The following is a 24,230-nucleotide window of genomic DNA, read 5'->3' on the forward strand; positions in this document are numbered from 1 at the left end:
CAAAGCAAAATTGCATCCGAGGGCGCAACGCGCTGTCGGATGTTGACCTCCGGGCTCTCTTTATACCTTTGCGGGCCCCGGTCGGCTGCTGAACGTCTTCAATGCCAGCTTGATGGCCGGGGTTAAACAGGAAAGACCGGGAAAAGTCAAGACCGGCACCCATTGGTGGCGGAATTGTTACAATTCTTTTAAAAGTAGTATTTCAACATAGGCTGTTCATGCTTTATTAACGCTGTTTTCCGTTCCCTGTCGGTCAGAGAAACCGTAGACAGTTTTCCGGCATTCGGGCCTTGCAGCCGATGACGAAAGAGCGTCAGACAAAAACATGATTTTTTCAGGAACCAAAAACCGTCCCAACCGCTATTACCGCGGTCCCAAAAGCGATCATTTCGACGGGCGCCTGTTCTTTAATCCCGGCGGCAGCGCTCTGCCCGGTTTTCGCGATATGCTGAAATGGCGGTTCCAGTCGAAGCGCGCGCGCTGGCCTGCCCGCTTTGACAGCCCGTTTTCCCCGTCCCTGCCGAGCCAGAGAGTTGGCCGGAATGAGATGAGGATCACCATGATCGGCCATGCCAGCATTCTGATTCAGGTGGCAGGCGTCAATATTCTTACCGATCCCGTCTTTGCCGACCGGGCCAGCCCCTTCACCTTTGCCGGGCCGCGCCGGGTCACCGAACCGGGCGTGCGTTTCGACGATCTGCCGCCCATCGATGCCGTATTGGTGACGCATAATCATTATGACCACCTCGATATTGCCTCCCTGAAGCGCCTGCAGTTCCGCCACCGGCCGCAATTCGTCACACCACTTGGCAATGACAGGATCATTCACCCGAAGATCCCTGATGCCGAAATCTCGATCCTTGACTGGGACGACCATGCGGTGCTGACCGGTGGGCTGAAGGTCACGGCGGAGCCCTGCCATCACTGGTCGGCACGCGGCATCCGCGACCGGCGCATGGCGCTCTGGGCCGCCTTCGTCATCGAGACGCCCGCCGGTGTAATCTACCACATCGGCGATACCGCTTTCTTCTCGGGCCGGAACTATCGCGCCGCGGCGGCAAAATATGGCGGCTTCCGCCTCGCCAATCTGCCGATTGGCGCCTATGAGCCACGCTTCTTCATGGAAAGTGCGCATCAGAACCCGCGAGAGGCCGTCAAAGGCATGAAGCTTGCCAATGCCGCCTATGCAGTCGGTCACCATTTCGGCACCTTCCAGCTGACCGATGAGGCGATTGATGCGCCGTTGAGGGCTCTGGAAGAGGCGCTGCTTGCTGAAGGCATCGAAACCGGGCGCTTTCGCCCGCTTTTGCCGGGGCAGAGCTTCGATGTGCCGCCGCACGGTTGATCGCAAGAGCGCCGTGCGTCCTCTTGGACACACAAGGACGCTCTAGCGTATTGTATTGGCGCATCGGCTCGAAAGTCGATTCCGATTTTCGAGCCGATTCACTAAAGCTTCAGACGCGCGATCAGCCTGTCTGATGTGAGAAATCTGACCGCATCGCGGCCGATCCAGCGCGCCGTCGGATCAGAACTGGCGGCGAGCGCCTCAGCCACTGTCAGTGCTTCGCCATGGCAGGCCCTGTTGCGTTTGCCGATATTGCGCAAGGCCCAGTTCACCGCCTTCTTGACGAAGTTCCGACCGTCACCGGCATGGGCGACGATCAGCGGCAATACAGCGATGAAGGCCTGATCGGGGCACGTCTTGAGATGCACGGCGGCGCCGGCAATCATGGCAAAACCCGCCCTGCGAACGAATTCGCGATCATCTTCGGCAAGACGTGCGACCAGTTCCGGAAAAAGACCGGCCGCGACAAAGCGATCTGCAGCCTCGTCGACAATTTCCCAGGAGGCAAAATCACCGGCCAGCGCAAATGCCTCGTCCTGCGTGAGCCTGTCCGTCTCCAGTGTCATCAGTGCCAGAAGCTTTGCCTCCCGCAGCGGACTTTTCCAGAGCGTGAAGGCACGCGCATGATCGCGGCCGACCGTCTTTGCCAGCGTCCTCAGATCCGGGTTGGAAATGCCGATGGCGTCATCAGTGGCAATGCCGACCCGCACCATGCCGGCGATGATCGCCGGATCGGCCATGGCCCGCAGCCTGTCTTCGATCTGGCCTGCATCCAGTGCGGCCGATGTTTTCTCCACGCCCATGACTGACCTCCCTCAGCCCGGGAAAGCGGCCGCTGTCAGCCAGCAGCCAGACGTTCCCGTCTCTTGACCTGGTGCTCGCGCCAGATCGTGAAGCCGCCGGCGATCACGACGATCACCGATCCGGCCATCATATGCACGGTAAGCTTTTCCGAGAAGATCAGCACACCATAGATCGAGGCATAGACAAGCTGCAGATAGGTCACGGTCTGCACCGTCACCGCCTCGGTCAGCGCCAGGGCCTTGATCATCAGATAATGGCTGGAAATGCCGGTGAAGCAGAGCGCAATCAGCCAGAACCAGTCAATCGGCCTGACACTTTCCCAGAAGAAAGGGCCGATGATGCTGGTGACGATCAGGCCGACAAGCCCGGTATAGAAGAAGCTGACTTCGGCGCTGTCGTAGCGCCCGGCCATGCGGGTGTAGATCGAATAGAGCGAGAAGGTGATGCAGCAGACAACGGCAATCAGCGTTGTCGAGGTGAAATCCGCGCCGAGCGGATTGATGATCACAAGCACGCCGCAAAGCCCGACAGCAATGGCAAGCCAGCGCCGCCAGCCGACCTTTTCGCCCAGAAGCGGCACCGACAGCAGCGCCACCACGAGCGGGGCCGCAGCGAAAACTGCCTGGCTCTTGGCGAGCCCGACATAGGCGAAAGACAGGATCGAGATCAGGATCTGCGCCACCAGCAGCAGGCTGCGCCAGATCTGCAGGCCGAGATGTTCAGTGCGGATTGCACCGAGAATGCCGATCTTCGAGCGAGAGACGATGTAGAATGCGAAGAGACCAAAGGCCCAATAGCGGATCATCGAAATGAAGAAGGGCGAATAGAGCGGGCCGAGATGGCGGCTGATGGCATCCTGGATCGAGAAGATCGTCACCGCTCCGAAAGCATAGAGGATTCCGGAGGCCTTCATTTCGCGACTGCCTTCGCAAACCGGCTGGAAAGGCGGATGCGGGACGGCCCAGCCAGGCGGGGACTGGGTGCGGGACGACGGGCGACGAGGGCAGTCATGCAATTTTCTTTCGATCTGGGCAAGCCTAGAGCAGAACGCATCAGCGGAGCAAAACGGAACACCGTTTGTCACAAAGATCGGTTTTCGATGCGGAGAGCCTGCAGGCGGGCCATGGGGCAGCAGCGTAGGTTCGGTCAAAACGACGCATACGACCATTAAGCATGAAATGGCCGGGCGGCAAAGTGGTACGTACCGCTTTTTTGCCAGCGTTATTTTGCTGCAACACCGCCCCCGCTTGGCTGTAGCTCTGGTAATGGCAGCGCTTTTACGCCATATAGGCGAAAAAGAAACGGACGTGACCATGGCATCTCAGACGGCACCCGCACCACTGCTACGTATGAACGGGCTTGGCAACAAGATCCTGATTATCGACATGCGCGGACGCTCCGACAAGGTCACGCCCGCAGCCGCCATTCGTCTCAATGCCGATCCTGAAACGGCTTTTGACCAGATCATGGCGATCTATGACCCGCAACCCGACGCGCCGGACGGCTGGATTGATATCCTCAATTCCGATGGCTCGATGGCGCAGGCCTGCGGCAACGGCACACGCTGCGTGGTTCACTATCTCAACGGCCAGAACGGTCAGCAGCATTTCGATTTCCGCACCATTGCCGGCGCGCTGGAAGCCAATCTGCTGGCGGATGGCCTGATATCCGTCGATATGGGGCCGCCGATTTTTGACTGGCAACGGATCCCGCTTGCCGGGACGCCGGCGGATACGCGCGACATCATGCTTCCCGAACCGCGCGAAGCCGATCCGGCGCTCAGACATTTTTCCGCTGCCTCCATGGGCAATCCGCATGCGGTTTTCTGGGTCGGCCGCGACGTCGACAGCTACCCGATAACGGATTTCGGACCGCGCTACGAACACCATCCGCTGTTTCCTGAACGCGCCAATATTTCGCTCGCGCAGGTCACCTCGCCCTCCTCCTTGTCATTGAAGACCTTCGAGCGTGGCGCCGGACTGACCCTTGCCTGTGGTTCCGCCGCCTGCTCTGCCGCAGTGCTGGCCGCCAGGACCGGGCGCACCGGGCGCAAGGTGACGGTCTATCTGCCGGCCGGCAATCTCGAAATCGACTGGCGCGAAGCAGACGACCACGTGATCATGACGGGTCCGGCCGAGCACGAGTGGTCGGGAACCGTCAATCCCGTCACCGGCCAGTGGCAGCGCGACTGAGCAATTTTGGCTTGTTTTTGCGTGATTTTCGCCACTATTAGATTATAATACCCTTATAAATTGAAATATTGAATTCCTCTGCTATTGCTGGGGCATGAGCAGACAAACTGATGACCGAAGCAGAGCGAAGAGATGGCCCAAAGCGGGACACACCGCCACACTTGGCACTTCACTGCGCGCTGTCGGCCATATTCACAAAACCGATCTCAGCGTGCTGTGCCTGATCAATATCGCAGCACCAATTCTCTATGGCTTCATCATCGAAGCGCCGCTCAGCGAAATTGACTTCATGCTTGCGGCCATGCGAGCGGAAATTCGCAATGCGCCCGGCGGCATCTCCGAAACCGCCGACCTGATCCGGCTTTCGGCCTTCATTGGCGTTCAGTGCCTCAACCTTTGCGCCGCGTGTCAGTTCAGCAAGGGCAGGCTGGCCTTTCTGACACTGTTTGCCCTGAATTTTCTCGCGCTGCCTGTGGCGATGATCGGTTTTGTCCCGGCCCTGCCGGAAATCCTGCAGCATGCGCCCTTCGCGCTTGGTGACAGCCTCGCGCCGGGCACGCATCAGTCTCAGGGGCAGTTTCTGCTCACACTGCTAACCGCAATCCTCTATCGATGAGCTGAACGCATGCATGTTCCCCGACTGACAGTTATCCCACACGCTGCCACGCTCCTGCCAAAGCGGGGATGGCAGACCATAGCCCGCACCAACTGGTTGGTCCGCCTGAGCATGCGGTTGGGGATGATACAGCCGGCGCTCAGGGCCTTTCTCGCCATCAATATCCTGCTTCCGGCCTTTTACACCTTTTATGTCGTGCCCCTCAGCCGCTATCCGCAATCTTACATCATGCTGCACTATAACAGGCAGCTGCTGAGCGGACTGACATCAGAGGCAGACTTGCTCGACCGGCCGGAAAATATGCTGGTACCGGTTCTGCTGCCGCTGACGGTCCTGCTCGGTTCGTTCCTCATTCTTCAGGCACTGAATCTGGTCTGCAGCATGCGTTTCAGCCGCTACCGCTGCCTCTTCTGCCTGACGACGGGCTTGAACCTGCTGGCGCTGCCGTTCGGCCAGATCAGTTTTACCGCCGTGGCGACCAGCCTGCCCTTTACCCTCTTCAGCATCGCCCGGATCATGTTCTGAACGGCAGGCTGAAGCGGCACACCCTTTTCTTTCCCGGCGGGCTTTGCCATATAGGCGCTGAACAGGGTGAGCAGCCAATGCCGGCCGACACCGCTGGACAAGATCTGACCGATTGCGCGGCGCCTTTCGCGTCTGCGACGCGATGAAGTGCTGAAATGACGATCACAACCCTGACATTCGGCTGCAGGCTGAATACCTATGAAAGCGAGGTCATGCGCAAGGCGGCAGAAGATGCCGGCCTTTCGGATGCGATTCTCGTCAACACCTGCGCCGTGACAGGAGAGGCAGTGCGTCAGGCGCGCCAGGCGATCCGCCGGGCGCGGCGGGAAAATCCGGACGCCCGGATTGTCGTGACCGGCTGCGCGGCACAAACGGAAAGCGAACGCTTTGCCGACATGCCTGAAGTGGATGCCGTGCTTGGCAATGACGACAAGCTGCGCGCCGAGGCCTATCGGGAATTGCCGGACTTCGGCGTTTCTGCCGAGCAAAAGCTGATCGTCAACGATATTATGAGCGTCACGGAAACGGCACCGCAACTGGTCCAGTCCATCGATGGCCACGTGCGCGCTTTCCTGCAGGTGCAGAATGGCTGCGATCATCGCTGCACCTTCTGTATCATTCCCTATGGCCGCGGCAATTCACGCTCCGTGCCGATGGGCGCCGTGATCGATCAGGCACGAAGCCTTGTTTTGAACGGCTACCGTGAAGTCGTCCTGACCGGCGTTGACGCGACCTCCTATGGCGCTGATCTGCCGGGCACGCCAACGCTCGGCCTTCTGGCCAGGACGCTATTGAAACAGGTGCCGGAGATCGCCAGGCTGAGACTGTCCTCGATCGACAGTATCGAGGTGGATCGCCACCTCATGGATCTGATCGCCGATGAGCCGCGCTTCATGCCGCATCTGCACCTGTCCTTGCAGCATGGCGACAACCTGATCCTGAAGCGGATGAAACGCCGCCATGCCCGCGAGGATGCGCTGGCCTTCATCGAAAAGGCGCGAGCGCTGCGCCCCGGCATGGCCTTCAGTGCCGATTTCATCGCCGGGTTCCCGACCGAGACAGAAGCCCATTTCGAGAATACGCAGGCTCTGGCGCAACAGGCCGGCCTCGCCCAGCTTCATGTCTTCCCCTTTTCGCCCCGCCCCGGCACACCCGCCGCCCGCATGCCGCAGCTTGACAGGGCATTGGTCAAGGAACGGGCCCGCCGCCTGCGCGAAACCGGACAGGCGCTGAGCGAGCGCCACCTGACATCGATGATCGGAACGCATCAGCTTCTGCTGACGGAACGCGGTGCGATCGGCCACACCGAGAATTTCACCCCGGTGCGGCTGCCGCCGATCGAACATGGCCGCTTGATCCCGGCCCTTATTACATCGAAGCGCGACGGCATGCTTGTTGCGGAATTTGGTGACTGATCCGCAACAGAAAAGCTGAAAACGACCGTTCCAAATTCATCCGATACGCTATAATAATTCCAGACAACAAGAATTTCCGGCAGCATCGGGTGCCCGACCCACTAGAGCGCCGTGCGTCCTCTTGGACGCACAAGGACGCTCTAACTTATTGAATCGGCGCATCGTTCTTTTTGAAAATCGATTCCGATTTTCGAGCCGATGCGCTAGAGAAAAAGTCGACCGAATCCTGTTCGGTTGCATGGAAGGATATCGATGGCTCTGGGCTTCCTCAAAAACGTCTTCACCTTCGGCAAGGAGAACAAGCCGCAGGGCTCTGATGACGAGACATCCGTTGCGGAGAATGCCGCAGAAGCCAAGCGCAAAGCGCAATATGATGCCGCAAGCGCGTTTGAGCGCGATCTCCTTGATGACGGTTCGGCAAAAAAAGAGCGGGCCTTGCCCGAGGATGATGTCTTCGTGCCGGCCGCACAGGCACAGGATGAAGCGCCGGCCCCCACGATCCCCGATGATGCGGAGCCCGTGACCGAACCGGCGCCGGACCATGCGGCAGCACCCGATCTTGACGCTGACAGCATCGATACAGATATTCCCGACACGATCGCGGCGGAACAGCTTCACGACGACGCGCCCGCTGCAGACGGAGATATGGGCGTTACGCCCGCGCCGCGTCCGGTGGCGGAAGGTTTTTCTTTCGAAGAACAGAGCGAACCGGAAGCCCTCCCGGCCGCCCCGCTTGTCCGGCTCTCCTGGTTTGAACGCCTGCGCGCCGGGCTTTCGCGCACATCGCATCAGCTTGCAGGCCAGATTGCCTCGCTCTTCACCAAGCGCAAGCTGGATGAGGCAACGCTTGAGGAGCTGGAGGATCTGCTGATCCAGGCTGATCTCGGTGTCGAAACGGCGATGCGGATCACGGATACGCTGTCGTCTGAACGTTACGGCAAGGATGTCAGCGGCAGCGATGTCGCGCGCATCATGTCCGGCGAGATCATCAAGGTGCTGAAGCCGGTGGCAAGGCCGCTGGCGCTTGATCTGAAACACAAGCCGCACGTGATCCTTGTTGTCGGCGTCAACGGCACCGGCAAAACCACCACGATCGGCAAGCTGGCGGCGAAGCTTACCCAGTCCGGCCTGAAAGTGACCCTGGGCGCTGGCGACACGTTCCGTGCTGCCGCGATCGAACAGCTGAAGATCTGGGCCGATCGCACCGGCGCCGAATTCGTCGGCACCAAGCTTGGCGCGGATGCTGCAGGCCTTGCCTATGATGCATTCGAGCAGGCCCAGGCCAACGGCTCGGACGTGCTGATCATCGACACGGCCGGACGGCTTCAGAACAAGACCGAACTGATGGCTGAGCTTGAAAAGATCGTCCGCGTGCTCGCCAAGCTTGATCCCGAAGCACCGCACACCGTGCTGCAGACGCTGGATGCCACCACCGGGCAGAATGCCATGAACCAGGTCGAGATCTTCCGCAATGTCGCCGGCGTCTCCGGCCTGATCATGACGAAGCTCGACGGCACGGCGCGCGGCGGCATTCTGGTGGCGATCGCCGCGAAGCATAAACTGCCGGTCTATTTCATCGGGGTCGGTGAGGGCATTGACGATCTCGAACCCTTCGAGGCCGAGGAATTTGCCGCCGCCATTGCCGGGAGCGAGGCGCCGGAATAATCCGAAGAGGCAAAAAGATATTCAATACTTACGGTCACATTCGAAAAACCGCCACTTTTCCAATTGAAGACAGCTATTATATCATGCGTCACCAACAGCGCTGGAAACAGGATGGCGGAGCATGACCGAACGGCCGCCACCGCAGGACGTGGCCGATAAAGCCGCGCAACAAGGAATTTGATAAAGCGATGACAGCCGAAAGAGAGCAGATAAAGACTGCAAAGCGCAAGGAAGACCCGGTCCTGAAACTGGTGCTCGAGCTCGGCCCGCTGATGGTTTTCTTCTTCGCCAATCTGCGCGGTGCCTGGCTTGCCCATCTCTTTCCCGCGCTCACCGCCATCGGTTCACCGCTTCTGATCGCGACCGCACTGTTCATGATCGCCACCGTCATATCGCTGATCGTGTCGCGCATTCTGCTTGGCCATCTGCCGATCATGCCGCTGGTCTCGGGCGCAGTGGTCCTGATTTTCGGCGCTTTGTCGATCTGGCTGCAGGACGAAACCTTCATCAAGATGAAGCCGACCATCGTCAACGGCCTGTTTGCGCTTGTGCTGCTCGGTGGGCTGTTCTTCGGCAAGTCGCTGCTGGGCTATGTGTTCGACAGCGCCTTCAAGCTTGATCAGGAAGGCTGGCGCAAGCTCACCCTGCGCTGGGGCCTGTTCTTCGTCTTTCTCGCGATCCTGAACGAAGTGGTCTGGCGCAATTTCTCCGCGGACACCTGGATTGCCTTCAAGGTCTGGGCGACGATGCCCCTGACCATCATCTTCACCCTGTCGCAGATGCCGCTGATTATGCGCCATTCTCTTGAACCGCTTGTCGGCGAGAAAAAGCCTGAACCTGAAAACGAAGCCTGAGTCCGTCAGTTCATCAGCCGTGATGCCGGGCCGATGGTCCGGTTGATGACGGGCAGGATCTCGTCATTGTAAGACTGCATGTCGATCGGCCCGATCTTCTTGAAGATGATCGTGCCATCCGGCCCGACGATGAAACTCTCGGGGATGCCATAGACACCCCAGTCGATCGCCTTCGCACCATTTTTGTCGATCCCGATGGCGGCGTAGGGATTGCCCAGTTCCCCGAGAAAGCGCAGTGCGTTATCCGGATTGTCCTTGTAATTGATGCCGACAACATTGATGTCGGGATCTTTCGACAGGGCCATGATGAAGGGATGCTCCTGCCGGCATGGCACGCACCAGGAGGCGAAGACATTGACGATCGTGAGCTTTCCCGAGATCTGCGCCGAGGTGAGCGCCGGGCGGTCACTGCCCTGAAGCGCTGGCAGATCCATGGCTGGCGCGGGCTTGCCGATCAGCACCGACGGGATTTCGGACGGATCGTCGGATGACAGGATCTGCGCGGCAAAGGCAACTGCAAGGCCGCCAAAGACAAGAAGCGGAATGGCTGCCAGTGCAAAACGCCATTTCGATCGCGGTGACGGCGCCTGCGGATCGTCACGCATGCCTTGCCCTCGCCGAGCGTCGGCCGAGCCCCTTTTCCTCGAGCGCCGCCAGTTCACGCTTGCGAGCCCGCCCGTCGAGAAAAAGCCATGCGATCAGGCAGGCCATCACCACGAAACTGGCCCCATAGGCACTGAAAACGAAAAAGAAATGGTCCATGGCCTCACCCCTCCGCTCGCCGCGCGGCCAGCCGGCGCATCGCTGCAACGCGCCGCCTGAAGATCTCGTTGCGCATGGCGACGAGATGCATGGCAATGAAGGACAGCGTGAAGGCAATGGTCATGACGAAGAGCGGGCGCAGGAATTCGATATCGATCGCCGGGCCGCCCTTGCGAAAGATGCTCTCCGGCTGATGCAGCGTGTTCCACCAGTCGACGGAGAACTTGATGATCGGGATATTGATCACCCCGACCAGAATGAGGATCGCCGCCAGCCGCGCAGCCCGGCCCGGATCCTCGACCGCGCGATGAAGCGCGATAATGCCGAGATACATCAGAAAGAGCACGAAGAACGAGGTCAGCCGCGCATCCCAGACCCACCAGGTTCCCCACATCGGCTTGCCCCAGAGCGAACCGGTCAAGAGAGCCAGAAAGGTGAAGGCTGCACCGATGGGCGCCGCCGCCTTGTGGGCGACATCGGCCAGCGGATGACGCCAGACCAGCGTGCCAAGCGCCGCTGCCGCCATGAGCATATAGCAGAACATTGCCAGCCAGGCCGCCGGGACATGCACATACATGATGCGCACCGTATTGCCCTGCTGATAGTCCCCCTCGGTCGAAAAGCTCAGATAGAGCCCGACGGCAAAGCCGATCAGGCTGAGGACGGCCAGAACCGGAACGACCCGGCCACTCAGCTGAAGAAAGCGCGACGGATTGGCAAGGGCGGTCAAACCGCCAGTGCGTGCGCTGGTCTCGCTCATCCTGTTTCCACCCCGATTATGTTCCCTTCCGGTTTGGCTCATTCACCGCCCTGGCGCAAGGCCAGCGCAGATGCTGCCGTGCCGACCACCGCTAAAATCATCGTGATCGCGACAAGAATAAGAAAGGGCGGCAAAAAGGGCTGCGGTTCGGTAACCGCCGCATAGGTCGCCCCGACGCCGAAAATCAGCACCGGAATCGACAGCGGCAGAACCAGAACCGGCACCAGAAGCCCACCGCGCGGCAGCGACACGGCAATGGCCGCTCCGGTCGCACCGATGAAGGTCATCGCCGGCGAACCGGCGAGCAGCGTCAGCACCGCCGCACCGATGGCCAGCGGCGTCATGTTGAGCATCAGCCCCATCGCCGGCGACAGCACCACCAGCGGCAGCACGTTCACGCTCCAGTGCGCCATGCACTTGGAGAGAACAACCGCGACAAGCGGGCGATCCGACATCAACAGCAGATCAAGCGAACCATCCTCGAAATCCCCCTTGAACAGCCGTTCCAGCCCGATCAGTGTCGAAAGCAGCGCCCCGATCCAGATAATGGCCGGACCAATGCGGGCCAGCAGCGCCAGATCCGGCCCGATACCGAAGGGGATCACCGCGACCACGGCCAGGTAGAAAACAAGCCCGGTCAGCGCGCTGCCGCCGGCGCGCATGGCAATCTTCACATCACGCAGATAAAGCGCCAGCATCGGCCTAGATCTCCAGACCGGCAAGGAAGGGGTCATCTTCGTCGGCCGCCGGCCGGACAAGCTCCAGCATGGCGGCCGGCGCGAGTGCCAGCGGTTCGTGCGTTGCCGCGACGATCATGCCACCACAGCCAAGATGAACAGCCATCAGCCCCGTCAGCATGCCGCGCGCCGCAGAATCGAGCGCCGTGGTCGGCTCATCAAGCAGCCAGACAGGCCGTCTCACCACCAGAAGGCGGGCAAAGGCGATCCTGCGTTTCTGTCCCTGCGACAGATAGCCGAAGGGCAGATCGAGAACCATGCCAAGACCGACCGCCTCTGCTGCGGCCTCGATCGCCATTCCAGGCTCCACCCCGCGGATATCGCGATCCTCGCTCTTCAAAAAATCACGCCAGAAGGAAAGGTTGTCGCGAACCGTAAGTGTCCGGTTCATGCCGTCCAGATGACCGAGATAATGACTGACAAGCGACAGCGGCAGCGATTCGCCGGTTTGCGAATCGTGAAGAAAACAGGTCCCCGTAATGGCCGGAAGAAGACCGGCCATTACACGCAAAAGGGTTGATTTCCCTGCGCCATTCGCGCCGCGGATGAGAAGCGCATGACCTTCCTCGACGGTTGCCGACAGGTCATTGATGACGGAAACCCCGCCACGGCGCGCAGAAAGCCCGCAAAGTTGAAGTTTTTGGCTCACTTGGTCCCCTTAGCTGCGACCACTTGGCAGTTCCATAAAAAAAATCAATTTTGGCCCTTTGTTGATCTGGTACCTTGCGGAGAAATTATCTATAAAACGCCCAATCACGCCAGCGGTCGGCGTGAAATTCATCCTAGCGCCGAACATGATGCCGAGGGAACGGTGTCACGTGCGGACAGCGGAAATGATCGCACCCGCATCCTGATGTCTTAAGTACATAGGCGTTCGCACGACTTATGTTGGCTAATCAGAAGAAGCGGGGTTTTATCCGTGGCCAAATCCATCGATAGCTTCAACTGTCGCTCCACCCTTACCGTGGACGGCAAGGAATATGTTTATTACAGCCTGCCGAAGGCCGAGGAAAACGGTCTTGCCGGCGTTTCCAAGCTGCCCTTCTCGATGAAGGTTCTGCTCGAAAACCTGTTGCGCAACGAAGACGGCCGCTCGGTCACCAAGGCCGACATTGAAGCCGTTGCCGCATGGCTTTCCGACAAGGGTTCGGCTGGTGCCGAAATCGCCTATCGCCCGGCACGCGTGCTGATGCAGGACTTCACCGGCGTTCCCGCCGTTGTCGACCTTGCTGCCATGCGCGACGGCATTGTCAATCTCGGCGGCGACCCTGAAAAGATCAACCCGCTGGTTCCGGTCGACCTCGTGATCGACCACTCGGTCATCGTTGACGAATTCGGCACACCGCAGGCATTTGCCCGCAATGTCGAGCTTGAATATCAGCGCAATGGCGAACGCTACCGCTTCCTCAAGTGGGGCCAGCAGGCATTCAAGAATTTCCGCGTTGTTCCTCCGGGCACCGGCATCTGTCACCAGGTGAACCTCGAATATCTCGGCCAGACGGTCTGGACCAAGGATGAGGACGGCGAAACCACAGCCTATCCCGATACCTGCGTCGGCACCGACAGCCACACCACCATGATCAACGGTCTTGGCGTTCTCGGCTGGGGCGTTGGCGGTATCGAGGCTGAAGCCGCCATGCTCGGCCAGCCGGTCTCCATGCTGCTGCCGGAAGTCATCGGCTTCAAGCTGACCGGCGAACTGAAGGAAGGCGTCACCGCGACCGACCTGGTTCTGACCGTCGTGCAGATGCTGCGCAAGAAGGGCGTTGTCTCGAAATTCGTCGAATTCTTCGGCGAAGGCCTGAACAACATGACGCTCGCCGACCGTGCCACCATCGGCAATATGGGTCCGGAATATGGCGCGACCTGCGGCTTCTTCCCCGTCGATGGCGAAACGCTGCGCTACCTCGACATGTCGGGCCGTACCAAGGACCGCATCGCCCTCGTTGAAGCCTATTCCAAGGCTCAGGGCATGTTCCGCGAAGGCGATGGCTCCGATCTGGTCTTCACCGACACGCTGGAACTGGACCTCGGCGACGTTGTTCCGTCGATGGCCGGCCCGAAGCGTCCGGAAGGCCGCATCGCGCTGGAAAACATCGCTTCCGGTTTCGCCGATGCGATGGTCAGCATGTATGGCAAGACCGAAGCCGACCTGCCGAAGCGCTATGCCGTTGAAGGCACCGACTTCGATCTCGGTCATGGTGACGTTGCCATTGCTGCGATCACCTCCTGCACCAACACCTCGAACCCGAGCGTGCTGATCGCTGCCGGCCTTCTGGCCCGCAACGCCGTTGCCAAGGGCCTGAAGACCAAGCCCTGGGTCAAGACCTCGCTCGCACCTGGATCCCAGGTCGTTGCCGAATATCTTGAAAAGGCCGGTCTGCAGAAGGATCTCGATGCGCTGGGCTTCAACCTGGTCGGTTTCGGCTGCACCACCTGCATCGGCAATTCCGGTCCGCTGCCGGGCCCGGTCTCCAAGACCATCAATGACAAGGGCCTGATTGCTGCCGGTGTCCTGTCGGGCAACCGTAACTTCGAAGGTCGTATCTCGCCGGACGTTCAGGCCAACTACCTGGCGTCGCCGCCGCTGGTCGTTGCCCACGCGCTTGCCGGCACGGTCACCAAGGACCTGACCAAGGAGCCGATCGGTGAAGACCAGAACGGCAACCCGGTCTTCCTGAAGGACATCTGGCCGTCGGCCAAGGAAGTTCAGGACACGATCGAGAAATACGTCACCCGCGAACTTTACGAATCCAAATATGCGGATGTCTTCAAGGGCGATGAAAACTGGCAGGCCGTTCAGGTTCCCGCCGGTCAGACCTACACCTGGGACGATCAGTCGACCTATGTGCAGAACCCGCCCTACTTCGTTGGCATGGGCAAGTCGGCCGGCGGTGTTTCGAACATCGAAAACGCCCGCGTTCTCGGCCTGTTCGGCGACAAGATCACCACCGACCACATTTCCCCGGCCGGCTCGATCAAGGCAGCTTCGCCTGCCGGTGCCTATCTCATGGATCATGGCGTCGGCGTTGCCGACTTCAACCAGTACGGCACGCGTCGCGGCAATCACGAAGTCATGATGCGCGGCACCTTCGCCAATATCCGCATCCGCAATCACATGCTCGGCCCGAACGGCAAGGAAGGTGGCTACACCATCCACTATCCGTCCAAGGAAGAGATGTCGATCTATGATGCGGCCATGCAGTACAAGGCCGAGGGCGTTCCGCTCGTCATCTTCGCTGGTGTCGAATACGGCAACGGTTCGTCGCGTGACTGGGCTGCCAAGGGCACCAACCTGCTTGGCGTCCGCGCCGTGATCGCCCAGTCCTTCGAGCGTATTCACCGTTCGAACCTGGTCGGCATGGGCATCGTTCCCTTCGTCTTCGAAGAAGGCACGACCTGGGCATCGCTCGGTCTGAAGGGCGACGAAGTGGTGACGATCGAAGGTCTCGACGGCGAAATCAAGCCGCGCGAGAAGAAGATCGCCAAGATCACCTATGGCGACGGCACCGTGAAGGACGTTCCGCTGATCTGCCGCATCGATACGCTTGACGAGGTCACCTACGTCAACAATGGCGGTATCCTGCAGACCGTCCTGCGCCAGCTGGCTGCGTAAAGCTCAGACCGCGCTCAGCGCTGAAATTGCAAGACCGGGCGGCCAAAAGCCGCCCGGTTTTCGTTGCGGCACGAACAAATAAGGTCTAGCCAGAAGGAAAAGGTTTCACGGCAAGCGGGAGGAAAAGGCCATGGCCCCGATACAATTTGGTGTTGTCGGCTCGGGCTGGCGGGCGGAATTCTTTCTGCGGGCGGCGAAAGCCCTGCCGGCGCATTTTTCCGTCGCAGGCATCGTCACCGGCAGGGATGCTGCTGATCGGAAGGCACTTTCCGACACGTGGCAGACCCCGGTCTTTGCCACGATCGACGACCTGCTGACCGCCACGAAGCCCGCCTTCGCGGTCCTGTCGGTCAAGCGGGAGGCGATCTTTGCACGGATGGCCGAGCTTGCCTGGGCCAATATGCCAATTCTCGCCGAAACACCGCCAGCAGCCGATCTTGACGGTCTGAAACGGGTTCATGATCTGGTTCAGGCCGGCGCAAAGATCGAAGTCGCCGAGCAATATTTTCTCCACCCGGTTCTAACCGCCATGCGCACCCTCATCGGCGAAGGCATGATCGGGACGCCGAGCTACGCCCATGTTTCGATCATGCAGACCTATCACGGCATCTCGATGATGCGGAAGCTGCTCGGCATCGGTTTCGAGAATGCGACAGTCACCGCGACGCGGGTGTCGCTGCCGGTGGTCAAGGGGCCGGGCCGCTACGAGCAGCCAGCGCAATACGAGGTGATACCAGCAGATCAGACCATCGCCACCTTCGATTTCGGCAACCGGATCGGCCTTTATGATTTCGCCGACAGCCAGCATAGAAGCAGGATCCGGGCACCACGGATCACGGTGCGCGGGGAGCGTGGCGAAATCACGCCGGAGCGGCTGGATCACCTGCTGGACGAACGAACACCGCTCTCATTGCCGCTGATCCGCAGGGATACCGGCCATTTCGTCAATTTCGAGGGTTACCGTCATGCCGGGATTACGGCCGGCGACCGCTGGGTCTACCAGAACCCGTTTGCCGATGTCTCGATGGCCGATGACGAGATCGCCGTTGCAACCTGCCTGCTGAACATGCGCCGCTATGTCGAAGACGGCATATCGTCCTACAGCTTTGCCGAGGCGGCGCAGGACTGCCATCTCGCCAACGCCATGGCGCAAGCTGCGGAGAGCGGACGGCCCGTGACGACGACGGATCAGCCCTGGCGCTTCTGAGATCCGCGCATAGTCGGCACATCCTGCCGGCCCGAACTGGAATGTGCCCTATCGCGGCAGACGCGCTTCATATTCCTCCTTGAGGTCGAGCCAGCAGCTCCAGAACGGGCCCGTCCTGCGCCCTTCGATGAGCGCCAAGAGGAGGTCGAGATGGCGATGCCAGCCGGAGCCGAGCATCACGGCGGCGGTGCGATCATCCGCACGTCGATGAACGAGGGTCAGCAGCACTTCGTTTCCCTTCTCTTCGAGATCGATCTCAACGGCAGAATGTTCGCCCCAGCTGAAGACGAGGCGAAAGGGCGGATGCGCCTCGATGACCCGGCTATCCATGGAATTCTCCTCGGGGAAGCCCTCGGGCCGGGTCTCGGGCACATCGCTCAGCGCGTCATTGCGCCAGGTCAGCGTGAAGGCCGAGCCGGCCACCGGGATCATGTCGCCCGACGCCAGCCATTTCGCCCGCTTGTCGCTCTCGACGAGATAGGCCCAGACCCGCTCGACCGGGCCGGGCAGCAGCCGCTCGAAGCGCAGGGTTGCCGGTTCGATGAGCGCGGCATAGGGATCGGGAATGGTCACTCCGGTCATGTCGTCTTGCCTCCTTCATTGTCGGTTTCCCGTGCGCTGTTCTCCGCACGCAGCAGATCTTCAAGTCTGTCCAGCCGATGCATCCAGAACGCCTCGTAATGACTGAGCCACTCGGCAGCACTGGCGAGCGGTCCCGGCTCCAGCCGGCAGTGATGCACCCGGCCCTTCACCTCGCGGCGGATAAGCCCGGCCCGTTCGAGCGCGATGATGTGTTTCGAGGCCGCCGCCAGCGACATGGCAAAGGGTGCCGCCAGCTCGCTGACGGTCTGTCCGCCACCGGCAAGCCGGGCAAGCATCTGCCGGCGCGTGGCATCTCCCAGCGCATGAAAGACCAGATCGAGTTTTTGTGCATCATATTCAACCATATTGTTGAATATAGACGACTGGCTTTCATTGTCAACCATATCGTTGAATATTTACTTTCCTGCCGCTGGAGGACCAATTTCACCCCATCGTGACTTTCTGTTGAAAGCGGAACAGGCTAGTTTCAATCGTCCGGCAATGGGCCGGATATCCGCAAAACGCGCTGCCCCGTCAGGAAGGCCTCTCAGAACGTGCTGAAACTCGCGACCCTTTTGCTTCTGGCGGTTTTCGCCTTTGCCCCGGCAAGGGCAGAAGACATCAGCCATCCGCTGGGCGTGGTCGAGCTCTTCACCTCGCAGGGCTGCTCGTCCTGCCCGCCGGCTGACCGGGCAATGGCGACGCTTGCCGATGAGCCGGATCTCATCGTCCTCACCTATCATGTCGACTACTGGAACTATCTCGGCTGGTCGGACACGATGAGCACGGCGCAGAATACCCAGCGCCAATATGGTTACGGCCACACCATGGGCCGCTCCGGTGTCTACACGCCGCAGGTGGTCCTCAACGGTCGCCAGCAGATGAAGGGCACCGATTCCGACCGTATTTTCTCGACCCTCACCACGATGAAGGCAGCGGGCAGCGGTCCGGATGTGCCCATCAGTGCGCGCATGAACGGCGATGAGCTTGATATCCATATCGGCGCCGGCACAGGCAAGGCTGATGTCGTCGTCGTCTATTTCGCCAGCCATGAAGCGGTCAAGATTGAAGCCGGTGAGAACAAGGGCAAGATTGTCGACTACCGCAACATCGTCAATGACATTGAAACGGTCGCCATGTGGAACGGCAGCGCCAAAACCATCACCCTGCCCGCCCGTGTTCTGGAGCCGCGCAAGAGCGATGGCTGTGCCATATTGCTGCAGAAGACCGATGCGGACGGCAACCCAGCCGCCATTCTCGGCGCCGCCCTTTTGACATCGCCGCAAAGCTGACACCCTGATTTTGCCGCAGTGACGAGCGCGCCTGCCACAATCCTATCTGGCAAATGGCCAAAATTAACGTCTTTTTTACCATGTTATCCGAAAGCTATCTGGAACGATCACGGGACCGGAAGGGTCTGCCGCGACGGGCTTTTCAAGCCCTGCCGCCGCGGGCCCCGCCGCTTTCAGGTCCCGTGTCCCGAAAGCGGCCAGGATGACGGAAAAAAGCATGAGAACCGAACGAACAGGCGAACGCTCCTCTCTTGATAGCCTCAGCCGCACGATTGAGGGACTGGAATCGCGACTGAGCGCGCTGATGACGGCCGATGAGAACACGCCGGAACAGCGCCCGGAATATCGCAATGAAGTTCGTCGCAGCCGTTCCCAGCTGGAAGAGGAATTTTCCCGCAGCGATCCGCCCCGCAGCTATCAGCGCCGCGACGAGCCCATGCAGAGCCAAAGCGCGCGCGTGGAAATGCAGGAAATCGGCCGCGCCCTTCGCGACATGCGCGTCCTGGTCCGTCAGGATTTCACGCTCAGCCTCAAATCGGAGCTTTCGGCCCTGCATGAGGCATTGAGCGACATCAGCGAACGCGCCGGATCGCGTCGACTTGACGATGAGACCCGCACCGAGCTTGCCCGCATTGCCGGCGGCATTGACTGGCTGATCACGCATCAGACCCCGGATGATGATCCGCGGCTGATGGCAGAATTCGATCATCTGAAGGAATTGCTGACCGGTCTTGCCAGCAGCCGCGCGGTCGAGCGCGTCGAAATGCGTGTCTCTGACCTGCAGGATCAGCTGCGCGACTTCTCCCCGCAGAAGATCGACGCCAATATTGCCGCTCTCAGCGACGGCCTGACTGAAATCGGTGACCGTCTGGATCGCGATACCAGTCGCCGCTCGCTCACCGAGATCGAAGGCCGCCTGACAGCGCTTGCCAGCGCGATGGAAAAGCTTTGCGCCCACTATCCGCTTTCGGAACGCCGTTTCGATGAACAGTTCTATGACCTTGGCCGCCGCATCGAGGAGATTGGCCAGACCCTGAGCAGGCTCCAGAACGGCAACAGCTACAAGCGTGACAACGATCTCACCCGGATCGAGCAGAAGCTTTCGACCCTGTCGGACCAGGTCTCCACGATCGAGCGATCGGCCGGCAATAATCGCGCCGCCGAACGCGCCGTGATCGAGCGTCTCGAAGCGCATGCCTATCGTCTTGAACAGCTCGGCAAGGGCGGCGACTACAGCCGCCTCGAAAGCCGGGTCGAACAGTTGACCGGACTTCTGGAAAGGCAGCTGCGCCAGCCTGTCTATCCGGCGGAACTGAGCAGAGCCATCGAGGCCCTGAATGGGAAGATCGACCGGTTTGATCCCGAGCGGACCAGCGAGGGCATCATCAAGCAGCTTTCGGCGCTCGATATCTCAGGCAAGCCGGTCACGATCGACCTGTCTGAAACCGAAAGACGGATCAGCGAGAAGCTTGATGCGATCGATCTCGGTGCGACGGAAACACGCCTTGCCGCCCGCTTTGACGCGATCGATCTCGACGGGCTCGAAGGCCGCATTTCCGATCAGCTCAGCGCCGTCGCCAAACGGCTGGAAAATAAAAGCTCAGCCGGTGAGGAAAAGGCTCTCGAACGGCTTCAGCAGCAGGTTGCTGAACTGACCACAATGGTCAGCCGTCCGGCTCCGACCCTGCCGCTTGACGATATGGAACGCCGGATCGGCGAGCGCATTGACGGGCTGATGGCCAGCAATGATGACTATATCATCGAAGCCGCCCGCCATGCCGCAGAAGAGGCGCTGCGCAACCACGCAGCCGGAACGGACCCGGCCGTCAATGATCAGTTGTCGGTGCTGAGTGCGCTGGTCAACGACCTGAAACAGCTTGAGACCATCAGCCGTTCAGGGTCCGGCGACGTCGCGATTTCCGACATTCACGCCACGCTGAACAGGATTGCCGGCCGGCTCGACACGCTGGAAGGAGATCAGGACAGTCCCGAGCCGACAGCGCAGCAGGACCGGCCGCGCTCCAGCTTTGCCGTGCTCGACGCCATTTTCGCCGCCAATGGCGAAGACGACGAGACGCGCGATCCGCCAGTACAGCGCACAACGGATGGCACTGCGGCTGCCGCCAAGGCCCCCGTGGCAACGGCGCCCGAGAAAAAGCGCGCCAGCCTGCCGACGCTGGACGCCATCTTCGCCGGCAACAAGGATGACGGCAAGCAGCCCGCGACCACGGAAGCACAAAGTGCTGCAAGGGCGACCCCGGAAGATGGAGCGCAGGAGGCCGAAACGGCGGATGTGCTCAGCATCATCTCACGGGTCCGTGCCCAGCAGCTTGCCAGGCAGCGCAGCAATGAGCCACCTGCCCGCGCCGACATCAGCGATACCCGCAAACGTGAACCCGGCCGCCCCGCCGGCCTGAAACATGCCGAATCGAACACGGTTCCGCGTCAGGACCTGATCGCCGCCGCACGCCGCGCCGCGCGCTCGGCGACCAGCCACAGCGCCGAGGCCATGAACGGCTCTTCGGGCCGGAAAGAAAAGAAAGACAGCGACGACGACAGTGCCCCTGCCGGAAAGGCAGAACGAGCCCGTTTCCGCCGCCCGGTCTTCCTCGCCGTCGGCGCAGTCCTGCTTGCCATCCTGGCGCTGCCGACCGGTGGAGAGCTTGTCTCACGCGTTCTGAAAGCATCGCCCGAAGCGCCTTCGAACACCACGTCAGACGCGACCCCGGCCGCACAGCCTGCCAGAACCGAAGTCACCCGCGCACCTGCCATCACAGCGCCGGCAACCACCGACAGCCTCCAGCCGGGTTTCAGCACCGACATGCGCGCAGCCGATTCGGCCAGTTTTGACATGACCGGTCCCGACAAAAGCGTCGTCACCGGCAGCATCAAGCCGGACCAGGCGCTGATCGACCAGACGGCCGCAGCACTTGGCGCCAAATCCGCGCCAGCCGTTGCCGCAAAGACACCCCGCGCCCAGGACGATGCCGCAGCCGCCGGGCAGACGATCGCCACGACCACGGCGCAGAGTGACAGCGAAATCAACAGCAAGACAGTGCTGGACACGCTTGCGGCAACCGCCCCGGAGCCGTCTGAAGACAGTGTGCCTGCTCTTGCGGTTCCGGACGGGCTCAGCCCTGCGCCGCTCGTCACTGCGGCCAAGGCGGGAGATCCGCGTGCCTTCTACGAGATCGCCGGTCTCTACCAGGCCGGAACGGCATTGCCGAAAGATCCGGATGCGGCGCGCAACTGGTTCGAACAGGCCGCTGCAGGCGGTCTGATCCCGGCGGATTTCCAGCTTGGCAGCATTTATGAAAAAGGCATCGGCACAGCAGCCGATCCGGCACGCGCCGTCGACTATTATCGCAAGGCCGCCGAAGCCGGCAACGTCAGCGCCATGCACAATCTTGCCGTGATGCTGGCCAATGGCGCATCGGGTACGCAGAACTTTGCCGAGGCAGACCGCTGGTTCGAGGAAGCTGCCAATCACGGCGTCTCCGACAGCCAGTTCAACCTCGCCATCCTCTATGCCCGCGGCGCCGGCATGGCCCAGGATCTGGTGCAATCCTACAAATGGTTCGCCATCGCCGCTGAAGGTGGGGACAAGGATGCAGCCTCCCGCCGCGATGAAGTGGCAGCCGCGCTGTCGAAGAGCGAGCTTGCGGAAGCCCGCAAGGCTGTCCAGGACTTTCATGCTGATCCGATCGACACCAGTGCCAATACGGTCGATATTCCTTCGGACTGGCAGCAGCCCCGCCCCTTGAGTGCGGAAGAGCGCAAGAAGGTGGTCAGCCAGGTGCAGAACCTGCTCAATCAGGCCGGCTTCGACGCCGGTCCGGTGGACGGGCTGATGGGGGCGAAAACGGCCGCAGCCGTGATGGCCTATCAGCGCTCGCTGGCGCTGCCTGTCGATGGTGATGTGACGCCCGAACTCCTCAATCGGCTGAAATCCGGCCAAAGCGCCTGACGGCAGAAAAGCGCGCGGCCGACGCGCTTACGGGTTGATTGACTTGACTGCCTATCAGGCGCATTAAGAACGAACCCGTCCACTCGCCAGGGACAGAAAAGCGTCAGCGTCGCGCGCGCGAGATCGGGTAAAACCGTGCATTCGAGGAAAGTCCGTGACGATCTATCTTCCGATCGCCGAACTGTCGGTCAACATTTTTATCATCCTCGGCATGGGAGCAGCTGTCGGGTTCCTCTCGGGCATGTTCGGTGTGGGGGGCGGTTTTCTGATCACGCCGCTGCTGATTTTCTATCACATCCCGCCCGTGGTCGCCGTTGCAACCGGCACAAGCCAGGTGGTTGCGTCTTCGGTCTCCGGCACCATCACCCATTTCCGCCGCGGTTCTCTGGACCTGAAGCTCGGCTCCGTGCTGCTGACCGGCGGTATCGTCGGTGCCACAATCGGCATCTGGCTGTTTTCGCTGCTGCGCCGGCTCGGCCAGCTCGATCTCGTCGTGTCGATCCTCTATGTCGTGCTGCTGACCTCCATCGGGTCGCTGATGATGGTTGAGAGCGTGCGCGCGATCCGCCGCGCGGCGATGAAGCAGCCCGTGCAGCTGCGCCGCCCGGGACAGCATAACTGGATCCACCGCCTGCCCTTCAAGATGCGCTTCAAAAAATCGAAGCTTTATCTCAGCGTCATTCCGGTGCTGCTTCTGGGCGCGACGATCGGTGTCATGACCTCCGCCCTCGGCATTGGCGGCGGCTTCATCATGGTGCCGGCGATGATCTATCTGCTGCGCATCCCGACCAACATCGTCGTCGGCACCTCGCTGTTCCAGATCATTTTTGTCTCCGCCTACACCACCGTCGTGCAGGCCACCACCAACTATTCGGTCGATATCGTTCTCGCCGCGACCCTGATGATTTCGAGCGTGGTCGGTGCGCAATATGGCGTGCGCGTCGGCCAGAAGCTGAAAGGCGAACAGCTGCGCGCGCTGCTGGCGCTGCTGATTCTGGCTGTCGGCATCCGCCTCGCCTTCAACCTCGTCATCACGCCCGGCGATTTCTATTCGGTTGTCTTTGCGGGGGCGCCGGAATGAGAGCCTTGCTTGCCGCCGCCGTTCTCCTGCTGCCGCTTGCCGGGATCGCATCTGCGCAGGTCCCGACCGCGCCGCCTGCCGATACCACGGCCCTGCCGGCAGAATCGCTGGAACTTGGCACGTCAACCAGCGAGATCGCCATCACATCGGATTTCTCCGGGGCAACGCTGACCGTTTTCGGCGCCGTTAACAATGCCAGGCCCAAGCTTCTGAAAGACGGCGATTATGACATCGTCGTGGTGCTGGAAGGCCCGAAGGCCCAGGCCGATGTCCGCGAGAAAGACCGCTTCTTCGGCATCTGGATCAACCGCAAGGCAGTAACCTTCGGTCAGGTCCCGCGATTTTATTCCATCTCCAGCACAAAACCGCTGAACGAGATTTCCAGCGATGCAGCGATGATCAATCAGGGCATCGGCATCAACAATCTCAGGCTTCCCGCAATCAACTATGTCGGCTCGGCCTCCGACATCCCGCAATTTCGTGATGCCCTGCTCCGGCTGAATAGTGGCCATGGGCTCTACAATGCCGATGAGCATGGCGTGAAATTCGTCTCCAACAGCCTGTTCCGCGCCAGCCTGATGATTTCGGTCAACATTCCCGAAGGCCCTCACAGTGTTGAGGCCTTCCTCTATCGCAACGGCGAGCTGATCGCGACGGCGGGCCTGCCGCTGCGCGTGGTCAAGACAGGACTGGAACAGCAGCTCACCGAGGCAGCCCACAACCACCCCCTGCCCTACGGGCTGGCAACCGTGGCGCTGGCGCTGCTGTCAGGCTGGATCGCCAGCGTCATATTCCGCAAGCCGTGAATGG

General features: G+C 60.7%; 22 protein-coding genes. 13 read left to right on the forward strand and 9 right to left on the reverse strand.

What is annotated here, in order from left to right; all coding sequences use genetic code 11:
* Positions 1-325 precede the first annotated feature (325 nt).
* On the forward strand, positions 326-1,345 hold the full coding sequence (locus tag HCK86_RS01185) for an MBL fold metallo-hydrolase (protein WP_176082639.1): 1,020 nt from the start codon (positions 326-328) through the stop codon (positions 1,343-1,345).
* A gap of 101 nt (positions 1,346-1,446) precedes the next feature.
* On the opposite strand, the gene HCK86_RS01190 is transcribed toward HCK86_RS01185, so the two are convergent.
* Positions 1,447-2,148 carry a DNA alkylation repair protein gene (locus HCK86_RS01190; RefSeq protein ID WP_176082640.1) on the reverse strand — a complete coding sequence of 234 codons (702 nt, stop codon included), beginning with the start codon at positions 2,146-2,148 and terminating at the stop codon, positions 1,447-1,449.
* 35 nt (positions 2,149-2,183) lie between these two features.
* On the reverse strand, positions 2,184-3,062 hold the full coding sequence (locus HCK86_RS01195; protein ID WP_176082641.1) for a DMT family transporter: 879 nt from the start codon (positions 3,060-3,062) through the stop codon (positions 2,184-2,186).
* A gap of 400 nt (positions 3,063-3,462) precedes the next feature.
* Here HCK86_RS01195 and dapF point away from each other — a divergent pair, with 400 nt between their 5' ends.
* From dapF to HCK86_RS01225, 6 genes are all read left to right on the forward strand, one after another.
* Positions 3,463-4,341, forward strand: a complete 879-nt coding sequence (dapF, locus tag HCK86_RS01200; protein WP_176082642.1) for a diaminopimelate epimerase — start codon at positions 3,463-3,465, stop codon at positions 4,339-4,341.
* 94 nt (positions 4,342-4,435) lie between these two features.
* A complete protein-coding gene (locus HCK86_RS01205) occupies positions 4,436-4,957 on the forward strand; it encodes a hypothetical protein (protein WP_176082643.1) in 522 nt (173 codons plus the stop codon).
* A 117-nt stretch (positions 4,958-5,074) separates the two neighbouring features.
* Positions 5,075-5,482: a hypothetical protein gene (locus HCK86_RS01210; RefSeq protein ID WP_176082644.1), complete on the forward strand. Its 408-nt coding sequence runs from the start codon at positions 5,075-5,077 to the stop codon at positions 5,480-5,482.
* A gap of 155 nt (positions 5,483-5,637) precedes the next feature.
* Positions 5,638-6,897: a tRNA (N(6)-L-threonylcarbamoyladenosine(37)-C(2))-methylthiotransferase MtaB gene (mtaB, locus tag HCK86_RS01215; protein WP_176082645.1), complete on the forward strand. Its 1,260-nt coding sequence runs from the start codon at positions 5,638-5,640 to the stop codon at positions 6,895-6,897.
* Positions 6,898-7,149: 252 nt separating this feature from the next.
* Entirely contained in the window at positions 7,150-8,562 is a 1,413-nt protein-coding gene (gene ftsY / locus HCK86_RS01220; protein WP_176082646.1) for a signal recognition particle-docking protein FtsY, read from the forward strand.
* Between the two features lie 188 nt (positions 8,563-8,750).
* A complete protein-coding gene (locus HCK86_RS01225; RefSeq protein ID WP_176082647.1) occupies positions 8,751-9,416 on the forward strand; it encodes a septation protein A in 666 nt (221 codons plus the stop codon).
* Between the two features lie 5 nt (positions 9,417-9,421).
* On the opposite strand, the gene HCK86_RS01230 is transcribed toward HCK86_RS01225, so the two are convergent.
* Genes HCK86_RS01230 through ccmA form a run of 5 tightly spaced genes read right to left on the reverse strand, consistent with a single transcriptional unit; the run spans position 9,422 to position 12,324 of the window.
* Positions 9,422-10,021 (reverse strand): DsbE family thiol:disulfide interchange protein, encoded by a 600-nt coding sequence (locus HCK86_RS01230; protein WP_176082648.1) that lies wholly within the window; start codon positions 10,019-10,021, stop codon positions 9,422-9,424.
* Positions 10,014-10,178, reverse strand: coding sequence for a heme exporter protein CcmD (gene ccmD / locus HCK86_RS01235; RefSeq protein ID WP_176082649.1), 165 nt, complete (start codon positions 10,176-10,178; stop codon positions 10,014-10,016). Before ccmD ends, HCK86_RS01230 begins: the two co-directional genes overlap by 8 nt.
* A 4-nt stretch (positions 10,179-10,182) precedes the next feature.
* Positions 10,183-10,938 carry a heme ABC transporter permease gene (locus HCK86_RS01240; RefSeq protein ID WP_176082650.1) on the reverse strand — a complete coding sequence of 252 codons (756 nt, stop codon included), beginning with the start codon at positions 10,936-10,938 and terminating at the stop codon, positions 10,183-10,185.
* 38 nt (positions 10,939-10,976) lie between these two features.
* Entirely contained in the window at positions 10,977-11,636 is a 660-nt protein-coding gene (gene ccmB / locus HCK86_RS01245; protein WP_176082651.1) for a heme exporter protein CcmB, read from the reverse strand.
* Between the two features lie 4 nt (positions 11,637-11,640).
* Positions 11,641-12,324 (reverse strand): heme ABC exporter ATP-binding protein CcmA, encoded by a 684-nt coding sequence (ccmA, locus tag HCK86_RS01250; protein WP_176082652.1) that lies wholly within the window; start codon positions 12,322-12,324, stop codon positions 11,641-11,643.
* Between the two features lie 270 nt (positions 12,325-12,594).
* Here ccmA and acnA point away from each other — a divergent pair, with 270 nt between their 5' ends.
* Together acnA and HCK86_RS01260 are read left to right on the forward strand one after the other, a co-directional pair.
* A complete protein-coding gene (gene acnA, locus HCK86_RS01255) occupies positions 12,595-15,291 on the forward strand; it encodes an aconitate hydratase AcnA (RefSeq protein WP_176082653.1) in 2,697 nt (898 codons plus the stop codon).
* Positions 15,292-15,421: 130 nt separating this feature from the next.
* Positions 15,422-16,498: a Gfo/Idh/MocA family oxidoreductase gene (locus HCK86_RS01260; protein WP_176082654.1), complete on the forward strand. Its 1,077-nt coding sequence runs from the start codon at positions 15,422-15,424 to the stop codon at positions 16,496-16,498.
* Between the two features lie 48 nt (positions 16,499-16,546).
* Here HCK86_RS01260 and HCK86_RS01265 read toward each other — a convergent pair whose 3' ends face one another.
* Positions 16,547-17,080: an SRPBCC family protein gene (locus HCK86_RS01265; protein WP_176082655.1), complete on the reverse strand. Its 534-nt coding sequence runs from the start codon at positions 17,078-17,080 to the stop codon at positions 16,547-16,549.
* Positions 17,077-17,484 (reverse strand): metalloregulator ArsR/SmtB family transcription factor, encoded by a 408-nt coding sequence (locus HCK86_RS01270; protein ID WP_176082656.1) that lies wholly within the window; start codon positions 17,482-17,484, stop codon positions 17,077-17,079. Before HCK86_RS01270 ends, HCK86_RS01265 begins: the two co-directional genes overlap by 4 nt.
* A gap of 150 nt (positions 17,485-17,634) precedes the next feature.
* Between HCK86_RS01270 and HCK86_RS01275 the strand changes: the two genes are divergently transcribed.
* The 4 genes from HCK86_RS01275 to HCK86_RS01290 all read left to right on the forward strand — a co-directional run bounded on the left by HCK86_RS01275 (position 17,635) and on the right by HCK86_RS01290 (position 24,226).
* A complete protein-coding gene (locus HCK86_RS01275) occupies positions 17,635-18,372 on the forward strand; it encodes a DUF1223 domain-containing protein (RefSeq protein WP_176082657.1) in 738 nt (245 codons plus the stop codon).
* A 217-nt stretch (positions 18,373-18,589) separates the two neighbouring features.
* Positions 18,590-22,339: a peptidoglycan-binding protein gene (locus HCK86_RS01280; protein WP_176082658.1), complete on the forward strand. Its 3,750-nt coding sequence runs from the start codon at positions 18,590-18,592 to the stop codon at positions 22,337-22,339.
* Positions 22,340-22,493: 154 nt separating this feature from the next.
* On the forward strand, positions 22,494-23,420 hold the full coding sequence (locus HCK86_RS01285; RefSeq protein ID WP_176082659.1) for a sulfite exporter TauE/SafE family protein: 927 nt from the start codon (positions 22,494-22,496) through the stop codon (positions 23,418-23,420).
* Entirely contained in the window at positions 23,417-24,226 is an 810-nt protein-coding gene (locus HCK86_RS01290; protein ID WP_176082660.1) for a TIGR02186 family protein, read from the forward strand. Before HCK86_RS01285 ends, HCK86_RS01290 begins: the two co-directional genes overlap by 4 nt.
* The last annotated feature ends 4 nt before the right edge of the window (positions 24,227-24,230 follow it).

It is taken from the genome of Martelella sp. HB161492 (assembly GCF_013184775.1).
GTDB lineage: Bacteria > Pseudomonadota > Alphaproteobacteria > Rhizobiales > Rhizobiaceae > Martelella.